This is a genomic window from Allobosea sp. RAF48 (genome assembly GCF_052114025.1).
In the GTDB taxonomy this organism is placed as follows: domain Bacteria; phylum Pseudomonadota; class Alphaproteobacteria; order Rhizobiales; family Beijerinckiaceae; genus Allobosea.
In genome coordinates this window covers 527,154-553,439 of the sequence record NZ_JBFRDZ010000001.1, presented here as the reverse complement: position 1 = coordinate 553,439, position 26,286 = coordinate 527,154, and the positions used below count along the sequence as shown (strand labels likewise).

The following is a 26,286-nucleotide window of genomic DNA, read 5'->3' as shown; positions in this document are numbered from 1 at the left end:
ATAATTTTTTGGCAATAAACTCTTCGGCTCATGCCGGCCGTGTCCGTGCCTTCCGAAACAGCCTTCCATCGATCAGGGCAAGCCCGGCGAAGATAGCGGCCATCCCCAGGAAATGCCGCGGCTGCAGTGCCTCGCCGAGGAAAAGCGAACCGAGCAGAATCGCACTGACCGGGATCAGGAACGTCACCAGCATGACGTTGGTGCCGCCGGCGCGGCGCATGATCCGGAAGAAGATGACATAGGCGAGAGCTGTCGAAAGCAGTGCGAGTCCGACAAGCGAGAGCACGACCCGGGTGCTTGGGGTAGGCAGCTGCCAGGGCGGGTCGAAGGCAAGCACGAGCGGGATGGCCATCAGCGTCGTGGCACTGACCTGCCCGGCCGCCGTGACGAGGGGCGGCAGGCCGCGGAAGCGCCGGCCGAAAAGGCCTGCGAAAGCATAGGACAGGGCGGCCGCGAGGCAGGCGAGTTGCGGCAGAAGCGCTCCCGACAGGCCGCCGACGGCATCAGGGCCCATCAGGATCGCAACGCCGACGATGCCGGCGCCGACCCCGGCGAACCTGAGCCCCGTCGCCTTCTCGTCCTGGCTGAAGAGATGGGCGACGACCACGCCGAAGAGCGGGGTCGTGGCATTGAGGATCGAGGCGAGGCCGCTGGCGATCTGTGTCTGGCCCCAGAAGATCAGTCCGAACGGGATCAGGTTGTTGAGCAGACCCATGCCGAAGAAAGCGAGCCACATCCGACTGCCGACGCGCATGGACAACCCCGACAGCCTGACGACAACGAGCAGCGCCGCTGCGGCCATGCCGACGCGCGCGAGGACGACGGCCAGCGGCGGCCATTCGGCGACGGCGATCTTGCCGAAGAAGAAGGCGCCTCCCCACAGCACCGAGAGCAGCAGGAGCAGCAGCCAGTCGCTGAGATCCATGGCAGGCTGCGAAGTGGGGGAGGAGGACATGGCGAGCCTGCTGAAAAGGAACGAGCCGGAGCGATAGGCTCGCCCCGGCTCGTTCTCCACCCGTTTTCTGTTTCAGGCGGCTTCGGCGTCGCGCGCCTGCCACATCGCCTGGAAGGCCGGCCGCGCCTGACAGGCATCGAGCCAGGCCTTGACCCGCGGAGCGGCGTCGAAGAGCTGCGTCGCGGGCTTCGCATATCGGATGATCTCGGCGACGTTGATGTCGGCGACGGTGAAGCGGCCGCCCATCACATAGCCGTTGCCCTCGGCCAGCGTCTTGTCGAGCACCGCAAAGGGGCCGGGCAGGGCTGTAAGCGCCGCCTCGACCAGCTCCGGCTTGCGCTTCTCCGGCGGATAGGCGGCGAGGTGGAACTGCAGGTTGAGCGCGTGGGTCTCGCACTCCGTCGCCGCCCAGAGCGACCACATCACCGCGAGGCCTTCCTCCTGCGCGTTCTGCGGTGCCAGGGGCCCGCCATGCTTGCGCGCGAGATAGAGGTTGATGGCCAGCGATTCGTGCAGCTTGAAGCCGTCATCGTCGATGCTGGGGATGTGGCCATTCGGGTTGATCTTCAGGAACTCGGCGCTGCGGGTATGCAGCGGCACGCCGGGTGCGTTCTGATCCGGCACGCGATAGGCCTGGATAACCCGCACGTGCGTGAACGGCAGACCGAGCTCGTTGGCGAGCCAGATGACGCGCGTGGCGCGCGAACGATAGCAACCGTAGATCGTCAGGGACATCGGCGGGATTCCGGTGAGAGATGGCGAGCTGGCGACTTGAGCCGGCGAAGGCGCCGATTCCGTCGCTGCGACATTAGGCGCGGGATCGCGCTGCGCCAATGCGGAAGCCCCCGATTGCCGCATGCAAAAAACCGTTTGACGCGGGCGCTTTGCGGGTGCATTGGCCCTCCTGCTCCCGGCCCGCGTGGCCGGCTGCTCACAGGAAACCTCAACCCGATGCCCAGCGACAGTCCCAGCCGACAGTCGAAGCCGTCTGCCGCCGCCTCGCGCGCCTGACCGGGTTGTCCGGCTCGCCTGCGATCCGGCCATGACGGCCCGATCGCAAGGAACAGAGCCATGAATGATACTGTCGCCACGACGGACCTCCTCGCCGTGACGCTGGCCCAGACGCTGGCGCAAGAGCACGTCGCCGACATCGTCGAGACGCTGAACGAACAGGACGAGGCGACGATCGCCCATGTCCTGGCGGAGCTGCCTTTCGACCGTGCCGTCGAGGTGCTCGATCAGCCCGAGTTCACCGCTGCCGCCGAGGCGCTGGCGCTGCTGCCGGATGGGCGCGCCGGCGCGCTGCTGTCGGCCATGTCGGCGGACCGCGCGGCCGACGTCTTCCAGGAGTTCGACGAGGAGACACGTCAGCGCTTGAGCGGCCGCATCGACCGCCAGACCCGCTCCGATCTCAAGAAGCTGCTGGCCTATCCCGAGCACAGCGCCGGCTCGATCATGACGACCGAGTTCGTGAGCGTGCCGAACAACTGGTCGGTGCAGCAGACGCTCGACCATATCCGCCGCGTCGAGCGCTCGCGCGAGACGGTCTATGCGATCTACGTGCTCGATTCCGTGACGCGCAAGCTGGTCCGCGCCGTCTCGCTGCGGCGCCTGATCGCCGGCGATCCCGAGGCGCCGGTCGAGTCGGTCGTTCCGGCGCACAAGCCGATCACCGTTGCCCCCGAGGTCGATCGCGAGGATGTGGCGCGGCTCATCACGAAATACGACCTGCTCTCCGTTCCCGTCGTCGACGCCGACGAGCACATCATCGGCATCGTCACCTTCGACGACGTGATCGACGCCATGATCGCCGAGACGACGGAGGACGTGCAGAAGCTCGGCGGCATGGAGGCGCTCGACGAGCCGTACAACGAGATCGGCTTCCTCTCGATGATCCGCAAGCGCGCCGGTTGGCTCTCGATCCTGCTGGTCGGCGAGATGCTGACCGCCTCGGTCATGCAATACTTCGAGGGCGAGCTCGAAAAGGCGATCGTGCTGACGCTGTTCATCCCGCTGATCATGAGCTCGGGCGGCAATTCCGGTTCGCAGGCGACCTCGCTGATCATCCGGGCGCTGGCGCTGCGCGAGGTCACGCTGAAAGATTGGTGGCGGATCGCACTGCGCGAATTGCCGACCGGCCTCACGCTCGGCGCCATTCTCGGCGTGATCGGCGTGGTTCGGATCATGGTGTGGCAGTGGCTCGGTCTCTACGACTACGGACCGCACTGGATGCTTGTCGCCGCGACGGTGGGCGGCGCGCTGGTCGGTATCGTCACCTTCGGCTCGCTCGCCGGCTCGATGCTGCCCTTCGCGCTGAAGCGGCTCGGTTTCGATCCCGCCAGCGCCTCGGCACCTTTCGTAGCCACGCTGGTCGATGTCACCGGTCTGATCATCTACTTCGGTGTCGCTGCGGCGATCCTGACCGGGACGCTGCTCTAACCGAAGAGGCCCGTCATTCTCGGGCGGAGCGCAGCTTCGACCCGAGAATCTCAGGTAGGAAGAGGTTCCTGCACCTACCGGTCACGAGATGCTCGGGGCGAGCCCGAGCATGCCGAGCGTTTGAAACGTAAGATCAGCTGGCCAGAACGCGCTGCGGCGGGAAGGTGATCTCGACCAGCGTACCTTCCTTCTTGACGCTGGTGATCGACATCGCGGCGCGGTTGGCTTCGACCAGCGCCTTGGTCAGCGGCAGGCCGAGGCCGGTGCCGCCGGCGCGGCGCGTCGTCGGCACCTGCCGGAAGGGCTCGAGCGCGAGCTTCAGCTCGTCGTCATCCATGCCGATGCCGGTGTCGCGCACCCGCAGGATCGCCTCGCCCTGATCGCCGAGCGCGGTCGAGATGATGACCTGCCCGCCGGCATCGGTGAACTTCACCGCGTTCGACAGCAGGTTGATCGCGATCTGGCGGATCGAGCGCTCGTCGGCGACCACCGGCGGCAGCTTCGGCGACAGGCCGGAGCGCAGTACGACGCGCCCGCGCTGTGCCTCGGGCTGCAGCAGCGCCACGGTCGACAGCGCGATCTCGTTCAGGTTGACGCTGACGAAGTCGAGATCAAGCTTGCCGGCCTCGATCTTGGCGAGGTCGAGCAGGTCGTTGACGAGGCTGATGACGTAGCCGCCCGACTGATGGATGTCGCGCAGATATTCCTTGTAGCGCTCATTGGCGATGGGTCCGAAGCGCTCCTCGGCCATCACCTCGGCGAAGCCGATGATGGCGTTGAGCGGCGTGCGGATCTCGTGGCTGATCTTGGYGAGCACATCCGATTTCTGCGCACTCGCCATCTCGGCTGCCTTGCGGGCATCGACGAGCTCGCCCTCGGTCTTCTTCCAGGCGGTGATGTCGCGCAGCACCGCGCAGAAGCGCGGCTCGGTGCCATGCGCGATCTGGCCCATGGTCATGAACAGCGGGATCTTGCCGCCCTGGCGCACCCGGCCCTGGACCTCGCGCCCGTCGTTCAGCACCGAGGCGACGCCGCCGCCCTTGAGCCCCTCGAGGTAATCGAGTGCTGGCGCATGGCTCTCGCTGGCGAAGAGCAGCGTGAACAGCTCGCCGGTGACCTCGCGCTGGTCGTAGCCGAACAGCGCTTCGGCAGCCTTGTTGAGCGACAGGATGCGCCCGCGATCGTCGACGGTAACGACGCCGTCGGTCGCCGTGTCGAGCATGGCGGTGAGCTCGGCGATGCGGCCGTCGCGCGCTTCGGCGTCGAGCCTGAGCGCTTCCACGCGGGCGGCCGATTCCGCCTCCTCGGCCGCGAATTCCGCAGCGAGTTCGGCTTCCTCCGCCTCTTCCGGCGTCAGCACTGGTACTTCGCCACCGCCGCCGTTCGGATGGCGGAAGGCCATCAGCGTTGCCGGCTCGTCCTGCCAGCTCACGCTGGAGAGCACGGCATCGACACTGACCAGATGACCGAGGCGGTCGATCAGCGTCATCGCGCCGCCATCGGCCCGCGACGCCTCCTTGATCAGCCGGCTGACATTGCCGCCGGCCTTCAGGTCGGCGAGGTCGGCGAAATCAAGCAGCGCGAGCAGGGTGCGGTTGGCATAGAGCGCCTCGTCGCCGCGGTTGACCAGGACCGCGATGGGCAGCCGGTCGAGCACGTCGGCATGGGAGTTCCGCTGCCGCGCCGGGGCCGTGACCGTTTCGGCCTCCGCTGCCGGCTTCTCAGCGACGGCGGCGGCCTCTTCCTGTTCCTTGACCTGGAGCGGCGCTACCGGCGGCAGGCGCGGGCCGCTGGGCTCTTCGTCGCCGGCCAGGCGCGCACCGAGCGCCTTGGCGATCTCGCGGAAGGCATTGCGCTCGGCCGAGCTCAGATGCGGCTTCGACGGCTCGAGAAGAGGGCGCAGCGTCGTCAGCGTGCCGCCGTTGCGCAATGGAACGATGTTGTCGGAGGGCGCCTTCGTCCGCGGAGCAGCCTGCTCGTCTTCCGGTTGATCTGCGGGGGACGCTTCGGGTTCGTCGCGCCCTCCCAGCTCCGAGAGCGGAAACTCGCCGCTCTCGTCAGGGAGGTTTTCCGCTTCAGGCGCCACTTCGCGCTCTGCCGCGCGCTCCTCTGACGGCTCGTCTGCCTCGTCGGCTTGCGACCATCCCGCCTCTACGTCGGCAATGGCATGCGTCGCCTTGGCAGCTTCTTCCTGCTGATTCGCGTCCTCGTCCGCTAGGGTGGCTTCCGCTGGCGCAACAGGCGCGTCCGCCGCGGCCTGTTCAGGCGCGACACCGGACGCAGGGAACGGTTCGCGCTCGTTCAATCGGGCGATGCCGAAGCCGCGGAAGCCGGCGAGCGCGCGCGCCGCATCGAGGATCGGCACGCCCGACAGCTCGACGCGTGCGCCTTCACCGGGCGTATCTGTCTGCCAGAGCAGGTTGTGGCCGCTCCAGGTCGTGGCGGTGCCGAGCCGCTCGATCAGTCCGCCGTCACGGTCGAGAATGGTGGAGCCGAGGAGATCGTGCCAGCGCTGGCCGATCAGCCTGGCTGCTGCGTCGGCGCCCGTCAGGGCGGCGATCTGGTCGGACAGCTTGGTCAGCCGGGTCTCGCCGTCGCTCTGCCAGAGGAAGCGGATCGTCGACGGCCGCGGCGAGGTGGGCGAATCGGTCTGCGCCGACGGCGTGGCCGTCGCCGGTATGGCCGGCGTCGGCTCAGCCTTCGGAGGTATCGTGATGCCAAGGCGGCGCAGCTCGGCACCGGGGATGGCGATCGCCAGGACAGTCTGTCCGTCCGGGCAGGGCAGGAGCTTGCAGCCGCAGGTGACGGGGATGGCTGCGAAGCCGGACGTCAGGCGCAATCGTTCGAGGCGGATACCGGCCGCGGAGGCAAGGCCGCCGGCGAGCGCATCGAGCCGCTGCCGCGCCTGATTCGGAATGGCATCGGCCGCCTTGCCGCCGAGCAGTGACCAGCCGGCGTCGTTCGCGAAGCCGGGGCGCCCGACGGCCGCGTCCCAGAGCAGCAGGGCGCCGCCCGCGGCAAAGGACGCAAGGGCGGCGTCTTCAGCCGCCGCCACGCCCCGTCGCGTCCAGTCCTCTCCGGATTCGCTCATGCCTGCCCGCTCGTTCGATCCGCGCCTGTTATACCTAATGAATGCTTAATAGCTCCCAAACGGCGGCGAATCCATGGAACCAAAGATCGCTCTCCCGCTTCTCCTCGAAACAGCGTTAACATGCGCGGTGTCGCAACTGTCACGTTGTTGTCATTGCGGTGCAACAATGATATTGCAGTGCACAATGACGTAGGATTGGCTGTAGGACGACAGGAGGATCCCATGAACGGCAAACTGCCTTATGAAGTGCCGACCGAGATGCGCGAATTCGCCGAGCGTAGTGTCGAGCAGGCTCGCAAGGCCTTCGACGGTTTCATTGGCGCGGCTCAGAAGGCTGTGGACAGCGCCCATGGCTCCGCCGAGAGCGCCCGCGCCAACACCCATGATGCGACCCGCAAGGCCATCGCCTATGCAGAGAACAATGTCGCCGCCGCCTTCGACTTCGCCCAGAAGCTGGTGAAGTCCAAGGATCTCACCGAGGTCATGCAGCATCAGTCGGAGTTCCTTAAGTCGCAGATGGCGGCGCTCCAGGACCAGCTCAAGGATGTCGGCGCTGCCGCGCAGGAAGCTGCGGCCAAGGCTGCCGAGACCGTCAGCAAGGCCACGAAGGGCCGCTGAAACCTCACTGCCGGCGCGCGACGCGCCGGCATCGTCCTATCGGGCCGGGCCTTGCGCCCGGTCTCCGCTGTTTGCCGCTGAAGGAGAGCCGTCATGGTCAAGCCTGCTCCCACCAGGACGAAGTCCAAGGTCCCGGTCAGCCTGCCTCCGGTGAGGGCGCTGCCGTCCGTATCCGCCGAGCCGCAAGCTGCAACGCCGCCGTCGACGAGTGCCGAGGCCCGCCCCGCGGCCAGCCCTGCGGTGCCCCCTCAAGTCACTTTCGCCGCCGAGACCGCTGCGAAGCCTGCTTTGCCGACCGCAGCCGCTCCTCCGGTTGCCCAGAAGCCGTTGGTGACCGAAAAGCCGGTTTCATCCGCCATTCCGGCGCCGGTGCGGAACGATACGGTTGCTGCGGCCAAGCCGAATCCGGCCGATATGGCGCCGGCATCCCCGGCTGTGGTGAAGGCGGCTCCTGCCCAACAGCCGCCCGCGAAGATCGTTGCGTCCAAAATTCCAGCCACGGCCCTTGGGGCGCCGCTGAAGACCGCAGTAGCCAAAGCTTCCGTTGCTCCGAAGGCTGCCTCGCAAGAGACCGCCCCGCGCGTCAACGCCGCGCCGGCCGCGTTGAAGCCGGCTCGGGAACCCGCACGGTCGGCCGAAGCCGCGCCGTCTACTCCGGTCGTCAAGCCGGCCGATCCGGTCTCCGCGCCCGTGGCAGCCAAGCTGATCCAGCCGGTTTCGCTCGATTCGCTGCCGCGTCCGCCCGAGGCTGCAACCGTCGCGTCTTCGACCATCATGAGCCAGGCGCTGACGATGGCGCGGGCCTTCGGCGCTCTGCAGGCCCACATGCTCGACCATGCCTGCGCCGAGCTTGAGGCGACGTTGCAGGATGCGCAGAAGCTGGCGCGCAGCAACAGCGCCTCGGAGGCCATCACGCTTCAGGCCAAGGCGGTTCGCCGCAGCTACGAATCCTATGCGGAGCACCTGAAGGAGCTCGCGCGCGTCGCCAATACGGCGCTGCGCAAGGACTAGGTGCGGGGACAGGATCGGCGCGCTTGTGGGTGCGCCGAAATTCCTGCGGTGGAAATCGAATTCCGCGGTTGCAAAAGCGGCACGCCGGCTCTAGGGTCCGCGCCGCTGGTGATCCCCGCTGCGGCGGCCGGGTTCCACGCCCCGGGTACGGGCAGCCATAGCTCAGTTGGTTAGAGCGCTAGATTGTGGATCTAGAGGTCCCCCGTTCAAGCCGGGGTGGCTGTACCATCCTTCAAGTTTTTCCCTCATCGTCATGCGGCGCGGTCGGCTGCGGCCGAATCCGCGGTCCTCTTGAAGCGCGGCCATGGCTTCGCCATATCCTGCGCAAGCGAAAGGGTTCGCCTTTCGCCCGCGGGATGCTGCCGGCGGCGGGTCCCGATGTTTGTGAGGCGCCTTTCGAGGGCCTGGAAGAGATGACGCGTACGCCTAGCCTGTCACACCCGTTCCTGCTCGGCTTCGACGATATCGAGCGTGCGCTCGATCGCGTGGCCAAGGGCGCGAGCGAGGGTTACCCGCCCTACAATATCGAGCGGCTGCCCCGAACGGAGGACGAGCCCGATTGTCTGCGCATCACGCTGGCTGTGGCGGGCTTCTCGCGCGAGCAGCTCGAGATCACGCTGGAGGAGAACCAGCTGACGATCCGGGGCCGCCAGGGCGACGACAAGAATCGGCAATTCCTGCACCGCGGCATCGCCGCCCGTCAGTTCCAGCGGAGCTTCCTGCTGGCCGACGGCATGCAGGTTCTCGGCGCCGATCTGTCGAACGGCTTGCTTGCGATTGATCTCGTCAGGCCGGAACCGGAACGGCTCATCCGGCGTATCGATATCATGAGCCGAAAGTAGAGGACGGGTCACCGTCCAGCTTCGAAGGATGCGGCCGCGGTTTTCGCATCTGTTCATAATTGAAGGCGCAGTATCAGAACCGCATTCGCACTGCTCTGAAGGAGGGCGCGATGAAACAGGACAGAATCCTTATCCAGGCCGACCCGCTGACCCCTGCGGAATTCGCCGCGCTCGGCACCGGCGAGGTCGCTTACGTCAAGCCGATGACCTCTGACGAGTTGATGCGGATCTTTCCGCAGGCTCCGAAGATCGAGTCCGGCTTGCAGCTCTTCACTCTGCTCTCGGCCGACGGCGCGCCGATCCTCGTCACGGATTCGCGCGAGGCCGCCACGGCCAATGCCTGGGAGCATGATCTGAAGATGGTCAGCGTCCACTGACGCTGACCAGGCTTCCAGCCGCTCAGGGCGCGGTCGCCATCCCGGCGACCGCTGATTGCAGCCTCACAATATCCTCGGGCGTGGACAGGCGATGATCGCCGTCCTTGATCAGCGTCAGGACGACTGGATCGCCGCTGAGATGTTCGACGAGCTTCAGCGCCTGGCGCCAGGGCACGTCGGGATCGCGCATGCCCTGCAGGATGTGGACGGGGCAGCCGGCCTTGATCTCGCCGCCGAACATCAGATGCTGGCGCCCGTCCTCGATCAGGGCGCGGGTGATCGGAGTCGGATCGGGTGAATATTCGGAGGGGCGCTGCCAGACGCCCTCTTCGAGAATCGTCCGGCGGATGGCATCGGGCATCTGCGCCCACATCAGCTCCTCGGAGAAATCGACGGCGGGCGCGATCAGCACGAGGCCGGCCGGCTGCAGCGGCGTGCCGAACAGGCGGCGCGCAGCGAGCAGCGCGATCCAGCCGCCCATCGAGGATCCCACGAGGATCGGACTCTGCCGGCATTGGGTCTGGATGACCGCAAGCGCGTCCGCCAGCCAGTCCGACAGGGTGAAGCTGGCGAAGTCGCCTTCGCTCTCGCCATGCCCGCCATAGTCAAAGCGCAGATAGGTTCGCCCCGCGTCTCGCGCCCACTCTGCAAGCGCTTCGGCCTTGGTCGCGCGCATGTCGGAGCGGAAGCCGCCGAGCCAGACCACGGGGGTTCCCGTGCCGTCCTGGATCAGATAGGCGAGGCGGCGTCCGGCGGGCCCATCTCCGACCTTGAGCCATTGCGGCGGCTGGCGCTCCAAGGCAAATCTCCTGTGACGAATCGCGCGGCCGCGGCGATTAAAGGCTGCGGCGGCTCTCCGATAGGGGCATATTCGCCCCAACGAATGAAAGTCCAGACCAAGAGAGCATGTCCTTCAAACCGGGTGCCCATCTTTCGCTGCCTTCTACCGAAACGCATCCGCTGGCGGGGCGGACGATCCTGCAGATCATTCCGGAACTCGAGGCGGGCGGTGCCGAGCGGACTGCGGTCGACATCGCCAAGGGCCTGACCGATGCGGGCGCCCGTGCGCTGGTCGCGACCGAGGGCGGGCGCCTCGTCGCCGAGCTTCAGGCCAAGGGCGGGGTTTGGCTGCCTTTCCCGGCGGCGTCGAAGAACCCGGTCGCGATGGCGCTCAACATCCGCAAGCTCGTGCTGCTCTGCCGGCAGGAGGGGGTGGAATTGATCCATGCCCGCTCGCGCGCGCCGGCCTGGGTCGCGCTCGGCGCGGCTCGGCTGCTGAAGCTGCCCTTCGTCACCACCTATCATGGATCCTACAACAGCCGCTCGGCGGTGAAGACGCTCTACAATTCGGTGATGGCGCGCGGTGATGTCGTCATCGCCAATTCCGGCTACACGGCCGAGCTGATTCTCGCGAAGCATCCGATGGCGCGGGACCGGATCAGGGTGGTCAACCGCGGCACCAATTTCTCGGCTTTTGCACCGGCAGCCGTCGGGGCGGAGCGGATCCAGGCGTTGCGCAAGGCCTGGGGCGTCGAGCCGCATCAGCGCATCGTTCTGCTGCCTGGCCGACTGACCGGCTGGAAGGGCCAGCGCGTCCTGATCGAGGCTGCACGCCTGATGCGGGACGGTGGTGATACCGATACCGCCTTCATCCTCGCCGGCGACGCCCAAGGGCGCGACGGCTATGTGAAGGAACTCGACGGGCTTATTGCCAAGGCGGGGCTGGAAGGCCGTGTCCGGCGCGTCGGCCACTGCACGGATATGCCGGCGGCGATGCTCTCGGCCGCGGTCGTTGCCGTACCCTCGACCGAGCCCGAAGCCTTCGGCCGCGTCGCGGTGGAGGCGCAGGCGATGGGCGCGCCCGTCGTGGTCTCCGATCTCGGCGCCGTGCCCGAAACGGTGCTCGCCCCGCCGCAGGTCACTCCCGGCGAGCGCACCGGCTGGCGCGTCCCGCCGGGCGACGCGACCGCTTTGGCGGCCGGTCTCGCCGAGGCGTTGTCGCTGCGGCCTTCCGCGCGCGATGCGCTGGCGAGGAGAGCGCGCGAGCATGTGGAGAAGCACTTTTCGCTGGAAGCGATGGTCACCGAGACCCTCGACGTCTACTGCGCGCTGCTGGAACGCTGAGGTGTCAAGGCGCGGGCGAATGCCTGCCGCAGCGGCGTCATGCATTGACAACGCGCATCATTATGCAATGTGTCTGAATCAACGGCGCGAACTGCGCCAAATACAGGAGAATACCCCATTCGTCGCCCTTACCGTGCTGCCCCGGCCCCGACCAAGGAAGGTCCCCGCTCGAACCGTGATATCCGCGGAGTTCGCGAGGTACAGCTCATTGACGATACCGGCGCCAACCGTGGCGTAGTGTCGTTCTTCGAGGCGCTGAAGATCGCCGAGGATGCCGGTCTCGATCTGGTCGAGATCGCCCCGAACTCCGTTCCGCCCGTCTGCAAGATCCTGGATTACGGCCGCTTCCGCTTTCTCGAGCAGAAGAAGGCTTCCGAGGCGCGCAAGAAGCAGCGCACCATCGAAATCAAGGAGATCAAGCTCCGGCCCGGCATCGACAAGCACGATTACGACGTGAAGATGAAGGCCATGCAGGGCTTCTTCGAGGAAGGCGACAAGGTGAAGGTCACCCTGCGCTTCCGCGGCCGCGAGATGGCGCATCAGGACCTCGGCGTGAAGGTGCTCGAGCGCGTCAAGGCCGATCTCGTCGAGATCGCCAAGGTCGAAAGCGACTGGCAGCTCGAAGGCCGCCAGATGGTGATGGTGCTCGCACCGCGCTAACGCGAACGATCTCACGATCTCGTTCGGGTCGAGAAATGGGGCGCCTCCGGCGCCCTTTTTCATGCCGGTCGGAGCACTCTCGAGCGAAGTGTGTGCCGGTTCGCGTGAAGACTAAGGTAAAGAACTAGCGCAGAAGTCCGCCGAGCATCGCGTCGAAGGCGTCGGTCGCGGCCTGAAGGGCGGCTTCGGGTTCCGGAGCATGCGCGATCCATTGCGCCGCATGCTGGGTCGCGCCGACGATCAGCCGCGCCACGGCCTCCGGATCGAGCGGCGCCAGCACGCCGTCCGCGACGAGCTCGCCCAGTCCTCTGGTCATCATGTGGATGCAATCGTTCTGGATCGGCCAGTTCCAGGGATCGCCGAGCACGGCCGGCCCGTCGCGCAGGACGATGCGCTGGATCTCCGGTTCCAGCGCCATGGCGAGATAGGCGGCGCATTCGTCGCGGAAGCCGGTCCAGCGATCCTCCGCCTTGGCCGAGACGGCGCGCAGCCTGACCGTCATCTCCGCGTCGATCTGGTCGAGCACCGCGGCGAAGAGGCCCTTCTTGTCGCCGAAATGATGGTAGAGCGCGCCGCGGGTGAGGCCCGCTGCCGCGGTGAGGTCGTCCATCGATGCAGCCGCATAGCCGACCGAGCCGAATGCCTCGCGCGCGGCGGCGATCAGGCTGGCGCGGGTTTCCGCGATCATGTCGGCGCGAAGTCTGCGGGCCATCACATCCCTTTCACATACGTCCCGTATGTTAATTGACATACGCGGCGTATGCAATTATCCATCCGTATACGCGGCATATGTCCGCTTCCTTCGGGACAAGCCATGCCTAACACTTACCGCGAGATCTTCCGGGTGCCCGGCGCGCTCGCTTTTTCCGCCGCTGGCTTCGTCGCACGTCTGCCGGCCTCGATGGTCGGCCTCGGTATCGTCACCATGCTGTCGGAGCGACGCGGCGAATACGCCCTTGCCGGCGCTGTCGCCGCCGTGTTCGCGCTGGCCAGCGCGCTGATCACGCCGCAGGTCTCGCGTCTCGTCGATCGCTATGGCCAGCGCCGGGTGCTGATGCCGGCCGCCGGGGCAGGGGCCCTGGCGCTGAGCGGCCTCATGATCTCGACCTGGGCGGGCGCGCCGAGCTGGCTGCTCTTCCTCTTCGCGCTGCTCGCCGGCTTGATGCCGAGCATCGGCGCGATGGTGCGGGCGCGCTGGACGGAATTCTACCGCGACACGCCGCAGCTGCGCACGGCCTTCGCCTTCGAATCGGTGGTCGACGAGGTCATCTTTATTGTCGGGCCGATCGTGGCGATCGGGCTGAGTGTCGCCCTGTTCCCCGAGGCGGGGCCGCTTGCCGCCATGATATTCCTGGTGGTCGGCGTGCCGCTGCTCTGCGCCCAGCGCCGCACCGAACCGCCTGTCCGAGCCCGCTCGGCGGGAATGGATGCGTCCGTCATCCGGCTCGGCGGGGTGCAGGTCGTCGTGCTGGCGATGATTGCCGTCGGCGCGATCTTCGGCACCGCCGAGATCACCGCTGTCGCCTTCGCCGAGGCGCAGGGCCAGAAGGCGATGGCGAGCGTCGTCCTCGCCACCTATGCCGCGGGCTCCCTGATCGTCGGTCTCGTCTTCGGCACGCTGCGGTTGAGGGCCTCGCTCGCGACGCAGTTCGTCGCCGCGATCGCGCTCGCGGCGGCCACGACGCTGCCGTTGCTGGCAGTGACCGGCCTGGCTTCGCTGGCGCTGGTCTTCTTCATGGCTGGCGCGGCCGTCTCGCCAACGATCATCATCGCCATGGGGCTGATCGAGCGGCTGGTGCCGCCGCGCCAGCTAACCGAGGGCATGACCTGGGGCATCACCGGCATCGGCATCGGCATGGCCTTCGGCGCCTCTGCCGCCGGCGCTCTGATCGATGCTTTCGGGGCGCGCAGCGGCTTCTGGATCTCGGTCGCGGCCGGCGCCGTAGCGCTGATCGTCACGCTCCTCGGCTACAGCCGGCTGCTGGGCGAGCGGAAGGAGACGGTGGTTTGCGAGCCGGCCTGATCGGCCGGCCCGCATTTCGGCGCGTCAGCGGATCGGCGGGCCATATTGCAGGCCGCCCTGCGTCCACAGCTTGTTGACGCCGCGCGGCAGCGGGTTGCTGGTCTTCGGACCGAAATGGCGCTCGAAGCTCTCGCCGTAATTGCCGACGGCCTTGATGATGCGCACCACCCAGTCGTTGGTCAGGCCGAGACCTTCGCCGAACTTGCCTTCGGCGCCGAGCATGCGGCGGACTTCCGGGTTCTGCGAGGTCTTCGCCAGCTCTTCGACATTGGCCTGGGTCACGCCGAGCTCCTCGGCATTGATTGTCGCGATCACGGTCCAGCGCACGAGATCGAACCAGGCCGGATCGTTCTTGCGGACCCAGGGGCCGAGGGGCTCCTTGGAGATGACCTCCTGCAGCAGCATGTGCTCGTCGGGATTCTTCAGCCTGCCGCGCGTGCCGGCCAGCGCCGAGAGATCGGTGGTGTAGGCGTCGCAGCGGCCGGCCTCATAGGCCTGCACCGTATCCTCCAGCGTTGCGAAGGCGACGGTCTCGAACTTGATGCCGTTGGTGCGGCCGTAATCGGCGAGGTTGAGCTCGGTGGTCGTGCCCTGCGCGACGCAGACCGAAGCGCCGTTGAGGTCCTTCACCGTGTTCACGCCGAGCTTCTTGCGGACGATGAAGCCCTGGCCGTCATAATAGTTGATGGCGGTGAAGGTGACGCCCTGGCCGATGTCGCGGCCGAGCGACCAGGTTGTGGTGCGGGCGAGCACGTCGATCTCGCCGGACTGCAGCGCGACGAGGCGGTTCTTGCTGGACAGCGAGAGATAGCTCGCCTTGTCCGGGTCGTTGAAGATCGCGGCGGCCAGCGCCCGGCAGACATCGGTGTCGAAGCCCCGCCAGATGCCGTTCTTGTCTTGCAGGGAGAAGCCGGGCACGCCTTCGCTGGTGCCGCAGATGATGTTGCCGCGTGCCTTGATCTTATCGAGGGTCGACTGGGCAAGCGCTGGGGCCGAGGCGGCAGCCGTCAGGGCGAGGCCTGCGGCGAGGCTGAGCAGAAGCTTCTTCACGGGGGGATTCTCCAGATGCGGAACGCGCCTGTTGACCTTACGTTGTGACAGGCGTCTGAAGGAAGCGCGTGGATTGCTGCTGCTTTTACGGGCAGCCTCACATGGCATTGCCGGCTTCGCACTTGCCAGAACGGCACTTTTCTGCGATAGGGCCGGCCTTCGATCGCCCGGCTGATAAGGGCTGCCGTGGCGGTCGTGCTTTGCTTCCTGAAAGCAAGACATTGGCAACGCGTTCAAAAAAGCGCGGCGCCGCGACCATTGAGGAGCTGAAATGCCCAAGATCAAGACTAAATCGGCCGCGAAGAAGCGGTTCAAGATCACCGGAACCGGCAAGGTGATGTACGCCCAGGCCGGCAAGCGTCACGGGATGATCAAGCGGACCAACAAGCAGCTCCGCAATCACCGCGGCACCACCGTCCTGTTCGAGGGCGATGCGGCCAACGTGAAGAAGTTCTTCCTCCCCAACGGCTGACGCCCCCTGACATTCCGGAGATCATGACATGGCTCGCGTGAAACGGGGCGTAACGTCCCACGCCAAGCACAAGAAGACACTGAAGGCCGCCAAGGGCTTCTATGGCCGCCGCAAGAACACGATCCGCGCCGCCAAGGCGGCCGTCGATCGGTCGATGCAGTACGCCTATCGCGACCGCAAGAACAAGAAGCGCTCGTTCCGCGCTCTCTGGATCCAGCGTCTCAACGCTGCGGTGCGTGAGCACGGCCTGACCTATTCGGTCTTCATCGGCGGCCTGATCAAGGCCGGCATCGAGCTCGACCGCAAGACCCTGTCCGCGATGGCCATCGACGATGCGGCTTCTTTCGCCGCCGTGGTCGAGACGGTCAAGGGGGCGCTCGGCGCGCAGGCCCAGGCCGCCTGAGCGGTTTGATATTGCTGAATTGGGAAAGGCCGGCGGTGACGCCGGCCTTTTTCTTTGGGCCGCCTTCCCCCGTCATTCTCGGGCGGCGCCAGCGCGGACCCGAGAATCTCTAGTCGAAAGAGGCGCAGGCCRCATCACGTCTGCACGCTGCCGTTGCCCGGCGGGTTCCAGCCGTCGCCGGCGCCCGCGACGATCCGGTCATAGGCCTCTTCCGGCGTATCGGCATAAGCGAACAGCTTCAGATCCGCCGGGCGGATGAAGCCGGCCGCTTCCATCCGGTCGAGGTTGAGCAGGCCCTTCCAGTAGCCGGAATCGTAGAGCACGATCGGCACCGGCCCCATCTTGCCGGTCTGGACCAGCGTCATGATTTCGAACAACTCGTCGAGTGTACCGAAGCCGCCGGGGAAGACGACGAGCGCCGCGGCACGCATCGCCAGATGCATCTTACGCATCGCGAAATAATGGAAGAGGAAGGTCAGGTCGGGCGTCGACCAGGCATTCGGCTCCTGCTCGTGCGGCAGAGTGATGTTGAAGCCGATCGAGATCGCACCGGCTTCGGTGGCCCCGCGATTGGCCGCTTCCATGATGCCGGGCCCGCCGCCCGTGGCGATGACGTGATGGCGTCCGGCCTCGCCGTCCAGCAGCGCGCCGCCGCGCTCGGAGGCGATGCGGCCGAATTGCCTTGCCGCCTCGTACCAGGGATTGCCCTCGCGCACGCGCGCCGAGCCGAAGACGACGATGGTCGAGACGACGCCGCGCGCCCGCAGATGGTCCTCGGCCTTCTGGTATTCCAGCATGAAGCGCACGCCGCGGGTCGAATCACCGAGGATGAAGTCCGGGTCGAGCGCGGCGAGCCGGTAGGACGGCGATTCCTTCTGATGGGTGTTGTCGGGCAAGGCATCCTCCTGCATCGGCATCGGCTGCGCCGGGTTGTTCGGCAAAGCGTCGCTTCGCTCTGGCATAAGCCGGCCGTTCCCGCTAGAACGCGCCCGTTCCCACGCCTTCAAACGCTTGCGACCTGTTCATGATCGATATCGCCACCCTGGAACGCGACGTCCTCGCCGCGATCGCTTCTGCCGCCGATGAAGCCGCCGTCGAGGATGTGCGCATCGCCGCCCTCGGCAAGTCCGGCTCGATCTCGGCGCTGCTGAAGACGCTGGGCGCGATGACGGCCGATGAGCGCAAGGAAAAGGGCCCGCAGATCAACGGCCTGCGCGATCGCGTGCAGGGAGCGATCGCCGCCCGCAAGGAGGCGCTGGGCGAGGCTGCTCTCGAAGCCAGACTCGCTTCCGAGCGCGTCGACGTGTCGCTGCCGGTTCAGGACGGCCCGGAGGCGCGCGGCCGCATCCATCCGATCAGCCAGGTCATCGACGAGATCACCGCCATCTTCGGCGACATGGGCTTTGCCATCGCCGAAGGGCCGGATGTCGAGACCGACGATCTCAACTTCACCAAGCTGAACTTCCCGGTCGGCCATCCCGCCCGCGAGATGCACGACACCTTCTTCTTCGCGCCGGACGCGAACGGCGAGCGCAAGCTGCTGCGCACCCACACCTCGCCGGTGCAGGTCCGCACCATGCTGGCGCAGCAGCCGCCGATCCGCGTGATCTGCCCGGGCCGGACCTATCGCAACGACTCCGACCAGACCCACACGCCGATGTTCCATCAGGTCGAAGGGCTCGTCATCGACAAGTCGGCCCATCTCGGTCATCTGAAGTGGATCCTCGAAGAGTTCTGCAAGTCGTTCTTCGAGATCGACGACGTGAAGATGCGCTTCCGCCCGTCCTTCTTCCCCTTCACCGAACCCTCGATGGAGGTCGACATCCAGTGTTCGCGCAAGGGCGGGGAGATCCGCTTCGGCGAGGGTGACGACTGGCTGGAGATCCTCGGCTGCGGCATGGTTCACCCGAACGTGCTGCGCAATTGCGGGCTCGACCCGGAGGTCTATCAGGGCTTCGCCTGGGGCATGGGCATCGACCGCATCGCCATGCTCAAATACGGCATGCCGGACCTGCGCCCCTTCTTCGAGGCGGATGTACGCTGGCTCGCCCATTACGGCTTCCGCCCGCTCGACCTGCCAACGCTGACGGGTGGCCTCTCCTCATGACGGCACGGACCGGGCAGGGGAGGGCGCGATGACGCCTGCGGGCTGGGCGGCGGCGATCGCCGTGCTGCTGGTTGCGATGAACCTGGTCAGCCAGGCCATCGCGCTCTGGCGGCTGCGCCGGCCCATGCAGCGCTCCGCCCTGCTCGACAGATTGCCGCCGGTCACGATCATCAGACCGGTGCGCGGCATCGAGGCTTTCAGCCGCGAGACCGCGGTCTCGGGCCTTGAGCTCGATTATCCCCGCTACAGCACGATCTTCTGCGTCGCCGATGCCCACGACCCGATCATCCCGCTGATCGAGGAGCTGATCGGAACCCATGGCACGGAGAAAGTCCGGCTCATCGTCGGCGACGTCGCCGTCAGCGCCAATCCCAAGCTCAACAACTGCGTCCGGGGCTGGGAAGAGGCGACGACCGATTGGGTCATCCTCGCCGATTCCAACGTGCTGATGCCGAAGAACTATATCCAGCGCATGCTCGCAGCCTGGCAGCCTGATACCGGCCTGGTCTGCTCGACGCCGGCCGGCTCGCGGCCGCAGAGCTTCGGCGCCGAGGTTGAATGCGCCTTCCTCAATGCCTTCCAGGCGCGTTGGCAATATGTCGGCGAGGCGCTGGGGCTCGGCTTCGCGCAGGGCAAGTCGATGCTCTGGAACAAGCCTTTCCTGGATGCGAATGGCGGGATTGCCGCGCTCGGGCAGGAGATCGCGGAGGATGCCGCCGCCACCAAGCTCGTGCGCGGGGCCGGCAGGCATGTCCATCTCGTCGGCCAGCCCTTCGAGCAGCCGTTGGGGCCGCGCCGTCTGGCGGATGCGGTGCAGCGTCAATTCCGCTGGGCGCGGCTTAGGCGTGTCACCTTCCTGCCGTTCTTCATGCTGGAGATCCTCTCCACACCGTTCCTGGCGGCCGTGCTGGCGGCTTTTGGTGCCTCGGCTGTTGGCCTGCCCTTCTGGGCGCCGCCGCTGCTGGTGCTGCTGCTCTGGTATGCCGGCGACATCATTCTGTCTGCGAGCGTCGGCTGGTTCCTGAACTGGCGCGCGCCCATCGCTATGCTCGTGCGCGATATCTCCTTCCCCGGCGTCTGGGCCTATGCCTTCGTCGGTGGCGAGGTGAGCTGGCGCGGCAACGCGATGAAGATCCGCGCTGACGGCACCAACGAGCTCAACGATACGGCCCCGAGGCTTTCGGCGGCGAACGCGAAGATTTCCGACTGATCCGAAGATACTGACCCGATAGCGCGATGAAATTCACGATTTCCTGGCTCAAAGAGCACCTCGACACCGACGCCTCCGTCGCCCAGATCGCCGAAACCCTCACCCGTATCGGCCTCGAGGTCGAGGCGATCGAGGATCGCGCCGCCGCGCTGTCGGCCTTTACCATCGCCTATGTCATCGAGGCGAAGCAGCACCCGAACGCGGATCGCCTGCGCGTCTGCATGGTCGACACCGGTGCCGGTGAGCCCGTCCAGGTCGTCTGCGGTGCGCCGAACGCCCGCACCGGCATGAAGGGCGTGTTCTCGCCGCCGGGCAGCTACATCCCCGGCAAGAAGGTCACGCTGGGCAAGGGCGTGATCCGCGGCATCGAATCGAACGGCATGCTGGTCTCGGAAGCCGAGCTCGAGCTCTCGGACGACCATGACGGCATCATCGAATTGCCCGCTGACGCGCCGGTCGGCCAGCCCTATGCGACCTATGCCGGGCTCGACGACGCCGTGATCGAGATCGCCGTGACACCGAACCGCGCCGATGCGCTGGGCGTCGCCGGTATCGCTCGCGACCTGGCGGCCGCCGGCATCGGCAAGCTCAAATCGCAGCCGATCCAGCCGGTGCGCGGCTCCTTCCCATGCCCGGTCAAGGTCACGCTCGACTTCACTGACGAGGACCGCAAGCTCTGCCCGGCCTTCGCGCTGCGTCTCGTGAGGGGCGTGAAGAACGGCCCGTCGCCGGATTGGCTGCAGGCGCGGCTGCGCGCAGTGGGCCTGCGCCCCATCAACGCGCTGGTCGACATCACCAATTTCATGACGCTCGACCGCAACCGGCCGCTCCACGTCTTCGATGCGGCCAAGGTGACGGGCAATCTCACCGTCCGCCGCGCCAGGGCAGGCGAGACCATCCTCGCCCTCGACGGCAAGACCTATACGCTCACCGACGAGCAGGTCGTGATCGCCGACGAGCACGGCGTCGAGTCGCTCGCCGGCATCATGGGTGGCGAGGCTTCGGGTAGCAGCGAAACGACGACCGACGTGCTGATCGAGAGCGCCCTCTGGGACCCGCTCAACATTGCCCGTTCTGGCCGCGCACTCGGTATCAACTCGGATGCGCGCTATCGCTTCGAGCGCGGTGTTGACCCCGACTTCGCCCGTCCGGGCCTCGATCTCGCCACGGCGATGGTCATCGAGCTCTGCGGTGGCGAGGCCTCCGAGATGGAGTTCGTCGGCGAATTGCCTGGCAGCCCGGCCACGATCGATTTCCCCTGGTCTGAGGTCAAGCGCCTGACCGGGCTCGACCTGCCGCAGGACGAGATGCAGGCGGCGCTGACTTCGCTCGGCTTCGACGTCTCGGGCGCGGGCGACCGCGTGAAGGTTGCCCCCCCGTCCTGGCGTGCCGATGTCGGCGGCAAGGCCGATCTCGTCGAGGAGATCGTCCGGATCGCTGGTCTCGACCGTGTCGCCTCGACGCCGCTGCCGCGCATCAAGGGCGAGGTCGTCAAGCCGGTCCTCACCGTGCTCCAGAAGCGCACGCGCATCGCCAAGCGCACCCTGGCGGCGCGTGGCCTCGTCGAAGCCGTGACCTGGTCCTTCATCTCGCATGACCAGGCCAAGCTCTTCGGTGGCGGCTCGCCCAAGCTCGCGCTCGCCAACCCGATCGCCGCCGATCTCTCCGACATGCGCCCGTCTCTGCTGCCGGGCCTGATCCGGGCGGCGCAGGCCAATGCCGACCGCGGTCTCCCCGACGTCGCTCTGTTCGAGGTCGGTCAGGTCTTCAAGAGCGACGAGCCGGAGGGCCAGCTCATCGCCGCGACCGGCTTGCGTCGCGGCACCGCCCGCCTCGACGGCGTTGGCCGTCATTGGGACGGCGGCGCCAAGAATGTCGACGTCTTCGACGCCAAGGCCGATGTGCTCGGCCTGCTCTCCGGCCTCGGCGTCCCGACCGGCGGCTTGCAGATCGTTCCGGGCGGCCCTGGCTGGGCCCATCCCGGTCGCTCGGCCACGCTGCAGTTCGGCCCGAAGGGCATCGTCGGTGCTTTCGGCGAGGTCCATCCTCGCATCCTCAAGGCACTCGACGTCAAGGGGCCGCTGGTCGCCTTCGAGATCCATCTCGATGCGCTGCCGCTGCCCAAGTCCAAGCCGACCAAGGTCAAGCCGAAGCTCGCCCTCTCCGATTTCCAGCCGGTGACGCGCGACTTCGCATTCATCGTCGACAAGGCAGTGGCGGCCGGTGACATGGCCAGGACGGCGCAGGGCGCGGACCGTGTCCTGATCGCGAATGTCGGCGTCTTCGATCTCTATGAGGGGCCGGGTGTCGAGGCCGACAAGAAGTCGGTCGCGCTCGCCGTGACGCTGCAGCCGACCGAGAAGACCCTGACCGAGGCCGAGATCGAGGCCGTCGGCTCGAAGATCGTCGCAGAGATGGGCAAGCGCTACGGCGCAACTCTGCGCGGCTGAGAGCGGCACCACGCCTGCGTCATGCTCGGGCTTGACCCGAGCATCTCCTGATCGGGATTCTCGAGTCTGCGCTTCGCTCCGCCCGGGAATGACGGCCGCGGCCACCATTGATCAGGATTATGTAATAATCCGCAGAAGAAATCCCTGAGCTTTCAGGGTATCGGCTGGCGCATTCTTGCATCGCCGCGATCTGATGACACTCACCGAACGTCCCGTTGCGGACAATCTGTTTCCCGGTTTTCGTCTGCTCGACGTCGAGACGTCGGGCGCGCGCATCCGCGTGCGCACGGGCGGAGACGGGCCGCCGCTCCTGCTGCTGCACGGCTATCCGCAGACCCATGCGCTCTGGCACAAGGTGGCCGAGCGGCTGAAGGACCGCTTCACGCTGGTCTGCGCCGACCTGCGTGGCTATGGCGACAGCGAGAAGCCGGCGACCGACGCCGAGCACGCGCCTTATTCCAAGCGCGCCATGGCGCAGGACATGGCGGAGGTGATGACCGCGCTCGGCCATCACAGCTTCTTCGTCGGCGCCCATGATCGCGGGGCGCGGGTCACGCATCGCCTCGCGCTCGACCATGCCGAGCGTGTCATCCGCCTCGCGACGCTCGACATCGCGCCGACGCGCGAGATGTACGCCCACACGACGGACGCCTTCGCCCGCGCCTATTGGCACTGGTTCTTTCTGATCCAGCCCGCCCCCTTTCCGGAGCGGATGATCGGAGCCGACCCGGAGGCTTACTGGCGCAAGAAATGTGGCTCGGGTTCGGCCGGGATGACGCCCTTTGCGCCGGAGGCGCTCGCTCACTACCTGCGCTGCTTCGCCGACCCGGCGACGATTCACGGCTCTTGCGAGGATTACCGCGCCGCAGCGACCATCGACATCCGCCATGACGACGAAGATGGCGGCCGCAAGCTGACGCAGCCCCTGCTCGCGCTCTGGGGCGCCAACGGCATTATCGGCAAGTGCTTCGACCCTCTGGCCTTGTGGCGTGAGCGTGCACAGGATGTGCGCGGCCACGCCCTCCCGGGCGGGCACTACCTCGCGGAAGAGGTCCCCGACCTCGTTGCCGCGGAATTCAACGCCTTCTTCGGAGCAACATCATGAGCGGGACCAATCGCGTCTATCGTATCGCCGTCATCCCCGGCGACGGCATCGGCAAGGAAGTCATGCCCGAGGGACTGCGCGTGCTGGAGGCCGCTTCCAAGAAGTTCGGGTTCGAACTGCGTCTCGACGAGTTCGATTTCTCTTCCTGCGATTACTACGCGAAGAACGGCAAGATGCTGCCGGACGACTGGAAGGAGAAGATCGGCGGGCACGACGCGATCTATTTCGGCGCGGTCGGCATGCCCCAACAGGTGCCCGACCACATCTCGCTCTGGGGCTCGCTGCTGCTGTTCCGGCGCGAGTTCGATCAATACGTCAACCTGCGCCCCGTGCGGCTGATGCCGGGCGTTCCCGGCCCGCTGGCCAACCGCAAGCCGGGCGACATCGACTTCTTCGTCGTGCGCGAGAACACCGAGGGTGAGTATTCCTCGGTGGGCGGGCGCATGTATGCCGGCACCGAGCGCGAGATCGTCATCCAGGAGACGGTGATGAGCCGCGTCGGCGTCGACCGCGTGCTGAAATACGCCTTCGAACTGGCGCAGCGCCGGCCGCGCAAGAAGCTGACCTCGGCTACCAAGTCCAACGGCATCTCGATCACCATGCCCTATTGGGACGAGCGGGTGAAGGAGATGGCGAAGAAGTTCCCGGATGTGGCGGTCGACCAGTATCATATCGACATCCTGACCGCGCATTTCGTGCTGAATCCGGACCGTTTCGACGTTGTCGTCGCCTCCAATCTCTTCGGCGACATCCTCTCGGACCTCGGCCCGGCCTGCACCGGCACGATCGGCATCGCGCCTTCCGGCAATATCAACCCGACGGGCGATCATCCCTCGCTGTTCGAGCCGGTTCACGGCTCGGCGCCGGATATCGCAGGCCAAGGCATAGCCAATCCGGTCGGCATGATCTGGTCCGGCGCCATGATGCTCGATCATCTCGGCGAGCACGAGGCTGCCAAGGGCATCGAGGCGGCTGTCGAGCGGGCGCTGGGCGATGCCCGCACGCGTACCCGCGATCTCGGTGGCTCGCTCGGAACGGAAGCGGCGGGCAAGGCGGTCGAACAGGCTCTCTGATCGGCACGAACAGGGACGTCAGGTTGCAACAAGACGAGCCCCGGCCGCTTCGACCGGGGTCATGTGGCTGAGAACGGATTTGAGCTCATGGATATTTCGTCGATTTCCATCGTCGACCCCCGGATGTGGGGCAAGCTTGCAGAGATCATCGCCCTCAACATCGTGCTCTCGGGCGACAATGCGGTCGTGATCGCGCTCGCCTGCCGCGCGCTGGCGCCGGCACAGCGCACCAAGGGCATCGCGCTCGGCGCCGGCGTCGCCGTCGTGCTGCGCGTGGTCTTCACGGTGCTGATCGCCTCGCTGCTCAATGCGCCCTTCCTGCGCATCGTCGGCGCCGCGCTGCTGATCTGGATCGCGGTGAAGCTGATCGTCGAGGACGAGGGGCAGGACGAGAACTCCGTCGCCGCCAGCAGCAAGCTCTGGAAGGCCGTGCAGACGGTCGCCATCGCCGACATCGTCATGAGCCTCGACAACGTGCTGGCCATCGCTGCCGTCGCCAAAGATTCGATCCCGTTGCTGGTCGCCGGCCTGATGATCTCGATCCCGCTGATCGTGCTTGGCGCCTCGCTTATCACCAATCTCCTGAGCCGCTTCCCGATCCTCGTCTGGGCCGGGGCGGCGCTGCTGGGCTGGGTCGCGGGCGAGATGTTCGAAAGCGATCCGTGGCTGGTCGACCGGTTCGGCGCGGAACTGCTGCACAAGCTCGAATATCCGGCCGCGATCCTGGGCGCTCTGCTCGTGGTCGGTCTCGGCTACTTCATCAAATCGCGCCGGCCCGATCCGGCTCACTGAAGAAAAGGGGCAGACCGAGTGATGGATTTTTCCTCCTCCACCTTCTGGATATCGTTGCTGCAGATCATCTGGATCGACCTGCTGCTCTCCGGCGACAACGCGGTCGTGATCGCTCTCGCCTGCCGTTCGTTGCCGGAGAACCGCAGGAAGATCGGCATCTGGCTCGGCGCCGGCGCGGCCGTCGGCCTGCGCATCATCTTCGCGCTGGTCGTGACCTATCTGCTCGGCGTGCCCTATCTGAAGGTGATTGGCGGCATCCTGCTGTTCTGGATCGCGATCAAGCTCGCGGTCGGAGAGGAAGAATCCCACGGCAATATCGAGGCGAGTGAAAGCCTCTGGAAGGCCGTGCGCACCATCGCCATCGCGGACGCCGTGATGAGCCTCGACAACGTCATCGCCATTGCGGCGGCGTCACGCGGGCATGCCGAGCTCTTCATCTTCGGTCTGCTGCTCTCGATCCCGCTGATCATCATGGGCGCGCAACTGCTCACCTCGATCATCGAGCGCTTCCCGATCCTGATCTGGCTCGGTGCTGCGCTCCTCGGCTGGATCGCTGCCGAGATGATCCTTGGCGACATTGCCGTGCTGCAGTGGCTGCAAGTGAACTGGCCGGATTGGGTCAAGCCGGTTCCGACGGATGTCAGCCCGATCGGCATCGGCCCGGCAAACCTGCCGCACTATGCGGCGGCAGTCATCGGCGCGCTCTTCGTCTGCGCCGTCGCCTACGCGCTGAAGCGCAAGCCGGTCGACCAGCCCGGCTGAACGTTAGCCTTCACCCAGAACGATCGCCGCGGCGGCCAGGATTTCCTGGCCGCCGTTTTTCATGATGCGCAGATGCCCGCCCGCTTCGGCCCGGAGCGATGGGTCGGTTACGCGAAAGGCGCTCTCCGACAGGAGCGATACCGCAAAGCTCTCCGGCGCTCGTCGGAAGCCGACGCCAAGCGCCTTCACATAGGCCTCCTTCGCCGCCCAGATTCGCGCGAAGAGGAGCGGGCGAAGGGCGCTGGCCGCCGTGTCGAGGAACCCGCGTTCGTCCGGATGCAGCAGGTCGAGAGGGGCGGTGCCCTCCGTCTCGATGCGCTCCACATCGACGCCGATGGGTCGTGCTGCCATGCCGACGGCGACGATTCCGGCCCGCGTCGCGAGCGAAAGCTGAAGCCCCGGCGCCTCGGGCCGGACGAGCAGCGGTCGCCCGGCCGGGTCATGCGCCATGACGACATCCTCTCGCGCGCAGCCGAGCTGCCGCGCCAGCAGGCGCCGCGCCACGCTACGCCTCAGCTCGGAGCGCTCCGCGAGGTTGCGCGGGCTTGCACCCGTCGGGATCAGCCAGACGGCCGGGAGGGCAGGGGCCGCGCTGTCGGCGGAATCGAGCCAGAGCATGGCCGGACTCTACCGGTGCTGCCGCATGCTGTCGCGCTCTGCGCGCCATTCATGCGGCTGTGGCTGTGATGCGCGTTGACGGGCGCCGGGCGTTTCTCCTTCTG

Annotated in this window: 25 protein-coding genes and 1 tRNA gene; 18 read left to right on the top strand and 8 right to left on the bottom strand. The window is 66.6% G+C overall.

What is annotated here, in order from left to right; translation table 11 throughout:
- Positions 1-28 precede the first annotated feature (28 nt).
- The gene (locus AB4Z10_RS02670; protein ID WP_441468802.1) at positions 29-955 is read right to left on the bottom strand and encodes a DMT family transporter; all 927 of its coding nucleotides are present in this window, start codon (positions 953-955) and stop codon (positions 29-31) included.
- Between the two features lie 72 nt (positions 956-1,027).
- Positions 1,028-1,690 (bottom strand): glutathione S-transferase family protein, encoded by a 663-nt coding sequence (locus AB4Z10_RS02665; protein ID WP_441468801.1) that lies wholly within the window; start codon positions 1,688-1,690, stop codon positions 1,028-1,030.
- 336 nt (positions 1,691-2,026) lie between these two features.
- Here AB4Z10_RS02665 and mgtE point away from each other — a divergent pair, with 336 nt between their 5' ends.
- The gene (gene mgtE / locus AB4Z10_RS02660) at positions 2,027-3,394 is read left to right on the top strand and encodes a magnesium transporter (RefSeq protein WP_441468800.1); all 1,368 of its coding nucleotides are present in this window, start codon (positions 2,027-2,029) and stop codon (positions 3,392-3,394) included.
- A gap of 133 nt (positions 3,395-3,527) precedes the next feature.
- Here the strand turns inward: mgtE and AB4Z10_RS02655 are convergent, their stop codons facing one another.
- The gene (locus AB4Z10_RS02655; protein WP_441468799.1) at positions 3,528-6,485 is read right to left on the bottom strand and encodes an ATP-binding protein; all 2,958 of its coding nucleotides are present in this window, start codon (positions 6,483-6,485) and stop codon (positions 3,528-3,530) included.
- A gap of 222 nt (positions 6,486-6,707) precedes the next feature.
- Between AB4Z10_RS02655 and AB4Z10_RS02650 the strand changes: the two genes are divergently transcribed.
- The 5 genes from AB4Z10_RS02650 to AB4Z10_RS02630 all read left to right on the top strand — a co-directional run bounded on the left by AB4Z10_RS02650 (position 6,708) and on the right by AB4Z10_RS02630 (position 9,333).
- A complete protein-coding gene (locus AB4Z10_RS02650) occupies positions 6,708-7,103 on the top strand; it encodes a phasin (RefSeq protein ID WP_441468798.1) in 396 nt (131 codons plus the stop codon).
- A gap of 93 nt (positions 7,104-7,196) precedes the next feature.
- A complete protein-coding gene (locus tag AB4Z10_RS02645) occupies positions 7,197-8,114 on the top strand; it encodes a phasin family protein (protein ID WP_441468797.1) in 918 nt (305 codons plus the stop codon).
- Positions 8,115-8,265: 151 nt separating this feature from the next.
- A tRNA-His gene (locus AB4Z10_RS02640) sits at positions 8,266-8,342 on the top strand.
- A gap of 185 nt (positions 8,343-8,527) precedes the next feature.
- The gene (locus tag AB4Z10_RS02635; protein ID WP_441468796.1) at positions 8,528-8,956 is read left to right on the top strand and encodes an Hsp20 family protein; all 429 of its coding nucleotides are present in this window, start codon (positions 8,528-8,530) and stop codon (positions 8,954-8,956) included.
- Positions 8,957-9,066: 110 nt separating this feature from the next.
- Positions 9,067-9,333, top strand: a complete 267-nt coding sequence (locus AB4Z10_RS02630; RefSeq protein WP_441468795.1) for a BQ00720 family protein — start codon at positions 9,067-9,069, stop codon at positions 9,331-9,333.
- A 22-nt stretch (positions 9,334-9,355) separates the two neighbouring features.
- On the opposite strand, the gene AB4Z10_RS02625 is transcribed toward AB4Z10_RS02630, so the two are convergent.
- Positions 9,356-10,132: an alpha/beta hydrolase gene (locus AB4Z10_RS02625; protein WP_441468794.1), complete on the bottom strand. Its 777-nt coding sequence runs from the start codon at positions 10,130-10,132 to the stop codon at positions 9,356-9,358.
- Between the two features lie 107 nt (positions 10,133-10,239).
- Between AB4Z10_RS02625 and AB4Z10_RS02620 the strand changes: the two genes are divergently transcribed.
- Positions 10,240-11,457 (top strand): glycosyltransferase family 4 protein, encoded by a 1,218-nt coding sequence (locus AB4Z10_RS02620; RefSeq protein ID WP_441468793.1) that lies wholly within the window; start codon positions 10,240-10,242, stop codon positions 11,455-11,457.
- A 117-nt stretch (positions 11,458-11,574) separates the two neighbouring features.
- Complete coding sequence (infC, locus tag AB4Z10_RS02615) at positions 11,575-12,117, top strand: translation initiation factor IF-3 (protein ID WP_441468974.1); 543 nt, start codon at positions 11,575-11,577, stop codon at positions 12,115-12,117.
- Positions 12,118-12,241: 124 nt separating this feature from the next.
- Here the strand turns inward: infC and AB4Z10_RS02610 are convergent, their stop codons facing one another.
- Positions 12,242-12,829 carry a TetR/AcrR family transcriptional regulator gene (locus AB4Z10_RS02610; RefSeq protein WP_441468792.1) on the bottom strand — a complete coding sequence of 196 codons (588 nt, stop codon included), beginning with the start codon at positions 12,827-12,829 and terminating at the stop codon, positions 12,242-12,244.
- Between the two features lie 102 nt (positions 12,830-12,931).
- On the opposite strand from AB4Z10_RS02610, the gene AB4Z10_RS02605 reads away from it, so the two are divergent.
- Positions 12,932-14,140 carry an MFS transporter gene (locus AB4Z10_RS02605; protein WP_441468791.1) on the top strand — a complete coding sequence of 403 codons (1,209 nt, stop codon included), beginning with the start codon at positions 12,932-12,934 and terminating at the stop codon, positions 14,138-14,140.
- 24 nt (positions 14,141-14,164) lie between these two features.
- On the opposite strand, the gene AB4Z10_RS02600 is transcribed toward AB4Z10_RS02605, so the two are convergent.
- On the bottom strand, positions 14,165-15,190 hold the full coding sequence (locus tag AB4Z10_RS02600; protein WP_441468790.1) for an amino acid ABC transporter substrate-binding protein: 1,026 nt from the start codon (positions 15,188-15,190) through the stop codon (positions 14,165-14,167).
- A 271-nt stretch (positions 15,191-15,461) separates the two neighbouring features.
- Here AB4Z10_RS02600 and rpmI point away from each other — a divergent pair, with 271 nt between their 5' ends.
- A complete protein-coding gene (rpmI, locus tag AB4Z10_RS02595; RefSeq protein ID WP_377846399.1) occupies positions 15,462-15,662 on the top strand; it encodes a 50S ribosomal protein L35 in 201 nt (66 codons plus the stop codon).
- 28 nt (positions 15,663-15,690) lie between these two features.
- The gene (rplT, locus tag AB4Z10_RS02590; RefSeq protein ID WP_441468789.1) at positions 15,691-16,065 is read left to right on the top strand and encodes a 50S ribosomal protein L20; all 375 of its coding nucleotides are present in this window, start codon (positions 15,691-15,693) and stop codon (positions 16,063-16,065) included.
- Between the two features lie 134 nt (positions 16,066-16,199).
- Here rplT and AB4Z10_RS02585 read toward each other — a convergent pair whose 3' ends face one another.
- A complete protein-coding gene (locus tag AB4Z10_RS02585; protein WP_441468973.1) occupies positions 16,200-16,976 on the bottom strand; it encodes an LOG family protein in 777 nt (258 codons plus the stop codon).
- A 113-nt stretch (positions 16,977-17,089) separates the two neighbouring features.
- On the opposite strand from AB4Z10_RS02585, the gene pheS reads away from it, so the two are divergent.
- From pheS to AB4Z10_RS02550, 7 genes are all read left to right on the top strand, one after another.
- Positions 17,090-18,172: a phenylalanine--tRNA ligase subunit alpha gene (gene pheS / locus AB4Z10_RS02580; RefSeq protein WP_441468788.1), complete on the top strand. Its 1,083-nt coding sequence runs from the start codon at positions 17,090-17,092 to the stop codon at positions 18,170-18,172.
- A gap of 28 nt (positions 18,173-18,200) precedes the next feature.
- On the top strand, positions 18,201-19,382 hold the full coding sequence (locus AB4Z10_RS02575) for a ceramide glucosyltransferase (protein WP_441468787.1): 1,182 nt from the start codon (positions 18,201-18,203) through the stop codon (positions 19,380-19,382).
- A 26-nt stretch (positions 19,383-19,408) separates the two neighbouring features.
- A complete protein-coding gene (gene pheT, locus AB4Z10_RS02570; protein WP_441468786.1) occupies positions 19,409-21,832 on the top strand; it encodes a phenylalanine--tRNA ligase subunit beta in 2,424 nt (807 codons plus the stop codon).
- 193 nt (positions 21,833-22,025) lie between these two features.
- Positions 22,026-22,937, top strand: a complete 912-nt coding sequence (locus AB4Z10_RS02565) for an alpha/beta fold hydrolase (RefSeq protein WP_441468785.1) — start codon at positions 22,026-22,028, stop codon at positions 22,935-22,937.
- Entirely contained in the window at positions 22,934-24,010 is a 1,077-nt protein-coding gene (locus AB4Z10_RS02560) for a tartrate dehydrogenase (RefSeq protein ID WP_441468784.1), read from the top strand. Before AB4Z10_RS02565 ends, AB4Z10_RS02560 begins: the two co-directional genes overlap by 4 nt.
- Positions 24,011-24,097: 87 nt before the next feature.
- The gene (locus AB4Z10_RS02555) at positions 24,098-24,802 is read left to right on the top strand and encodes a TerC family protein (RefSeq protein ID WP_441468783.1); all 705 of its coding nucleotides are present in this window, start codon (positions 24,098-24,100) and stop codon (positions 24,800-24,802) included.
- 21 nt (positions 24,803-24,823) lie between these two features.
- Complete coding sequence (locus AB4Z10_RS02550) at positions 24,824-25,564, top strand: TerC family protein (protein ID WP_441468782.1); 741 nt, start codon at positions 24,824-24,826, stop codon at positions 25,562-25,564.
- A gap of 3 nt (positions 25,565-25,567) precedes the next feature.
- Here the strand turns inward: AB4Z10_RS02550 and AB4Z10_RS02545 are convergent, their stop codons facing one another.
- Positions 25,568-26,182 carry a 4'-phosphopantetheinyl transferase family protein gene (locus AB4Z10_RS02545; protein WP_441468781.1) on the bottom strand — a complete coding sequence of 205 codons (615 nt, stop codon included), beginning with the start codon at positions 26,180-26,182 and terminating at the stop codon, positions 25,568-25,570.
- Between the last annotated feature and the right edge of the window lie 104 nt (positions 26,183-26,286).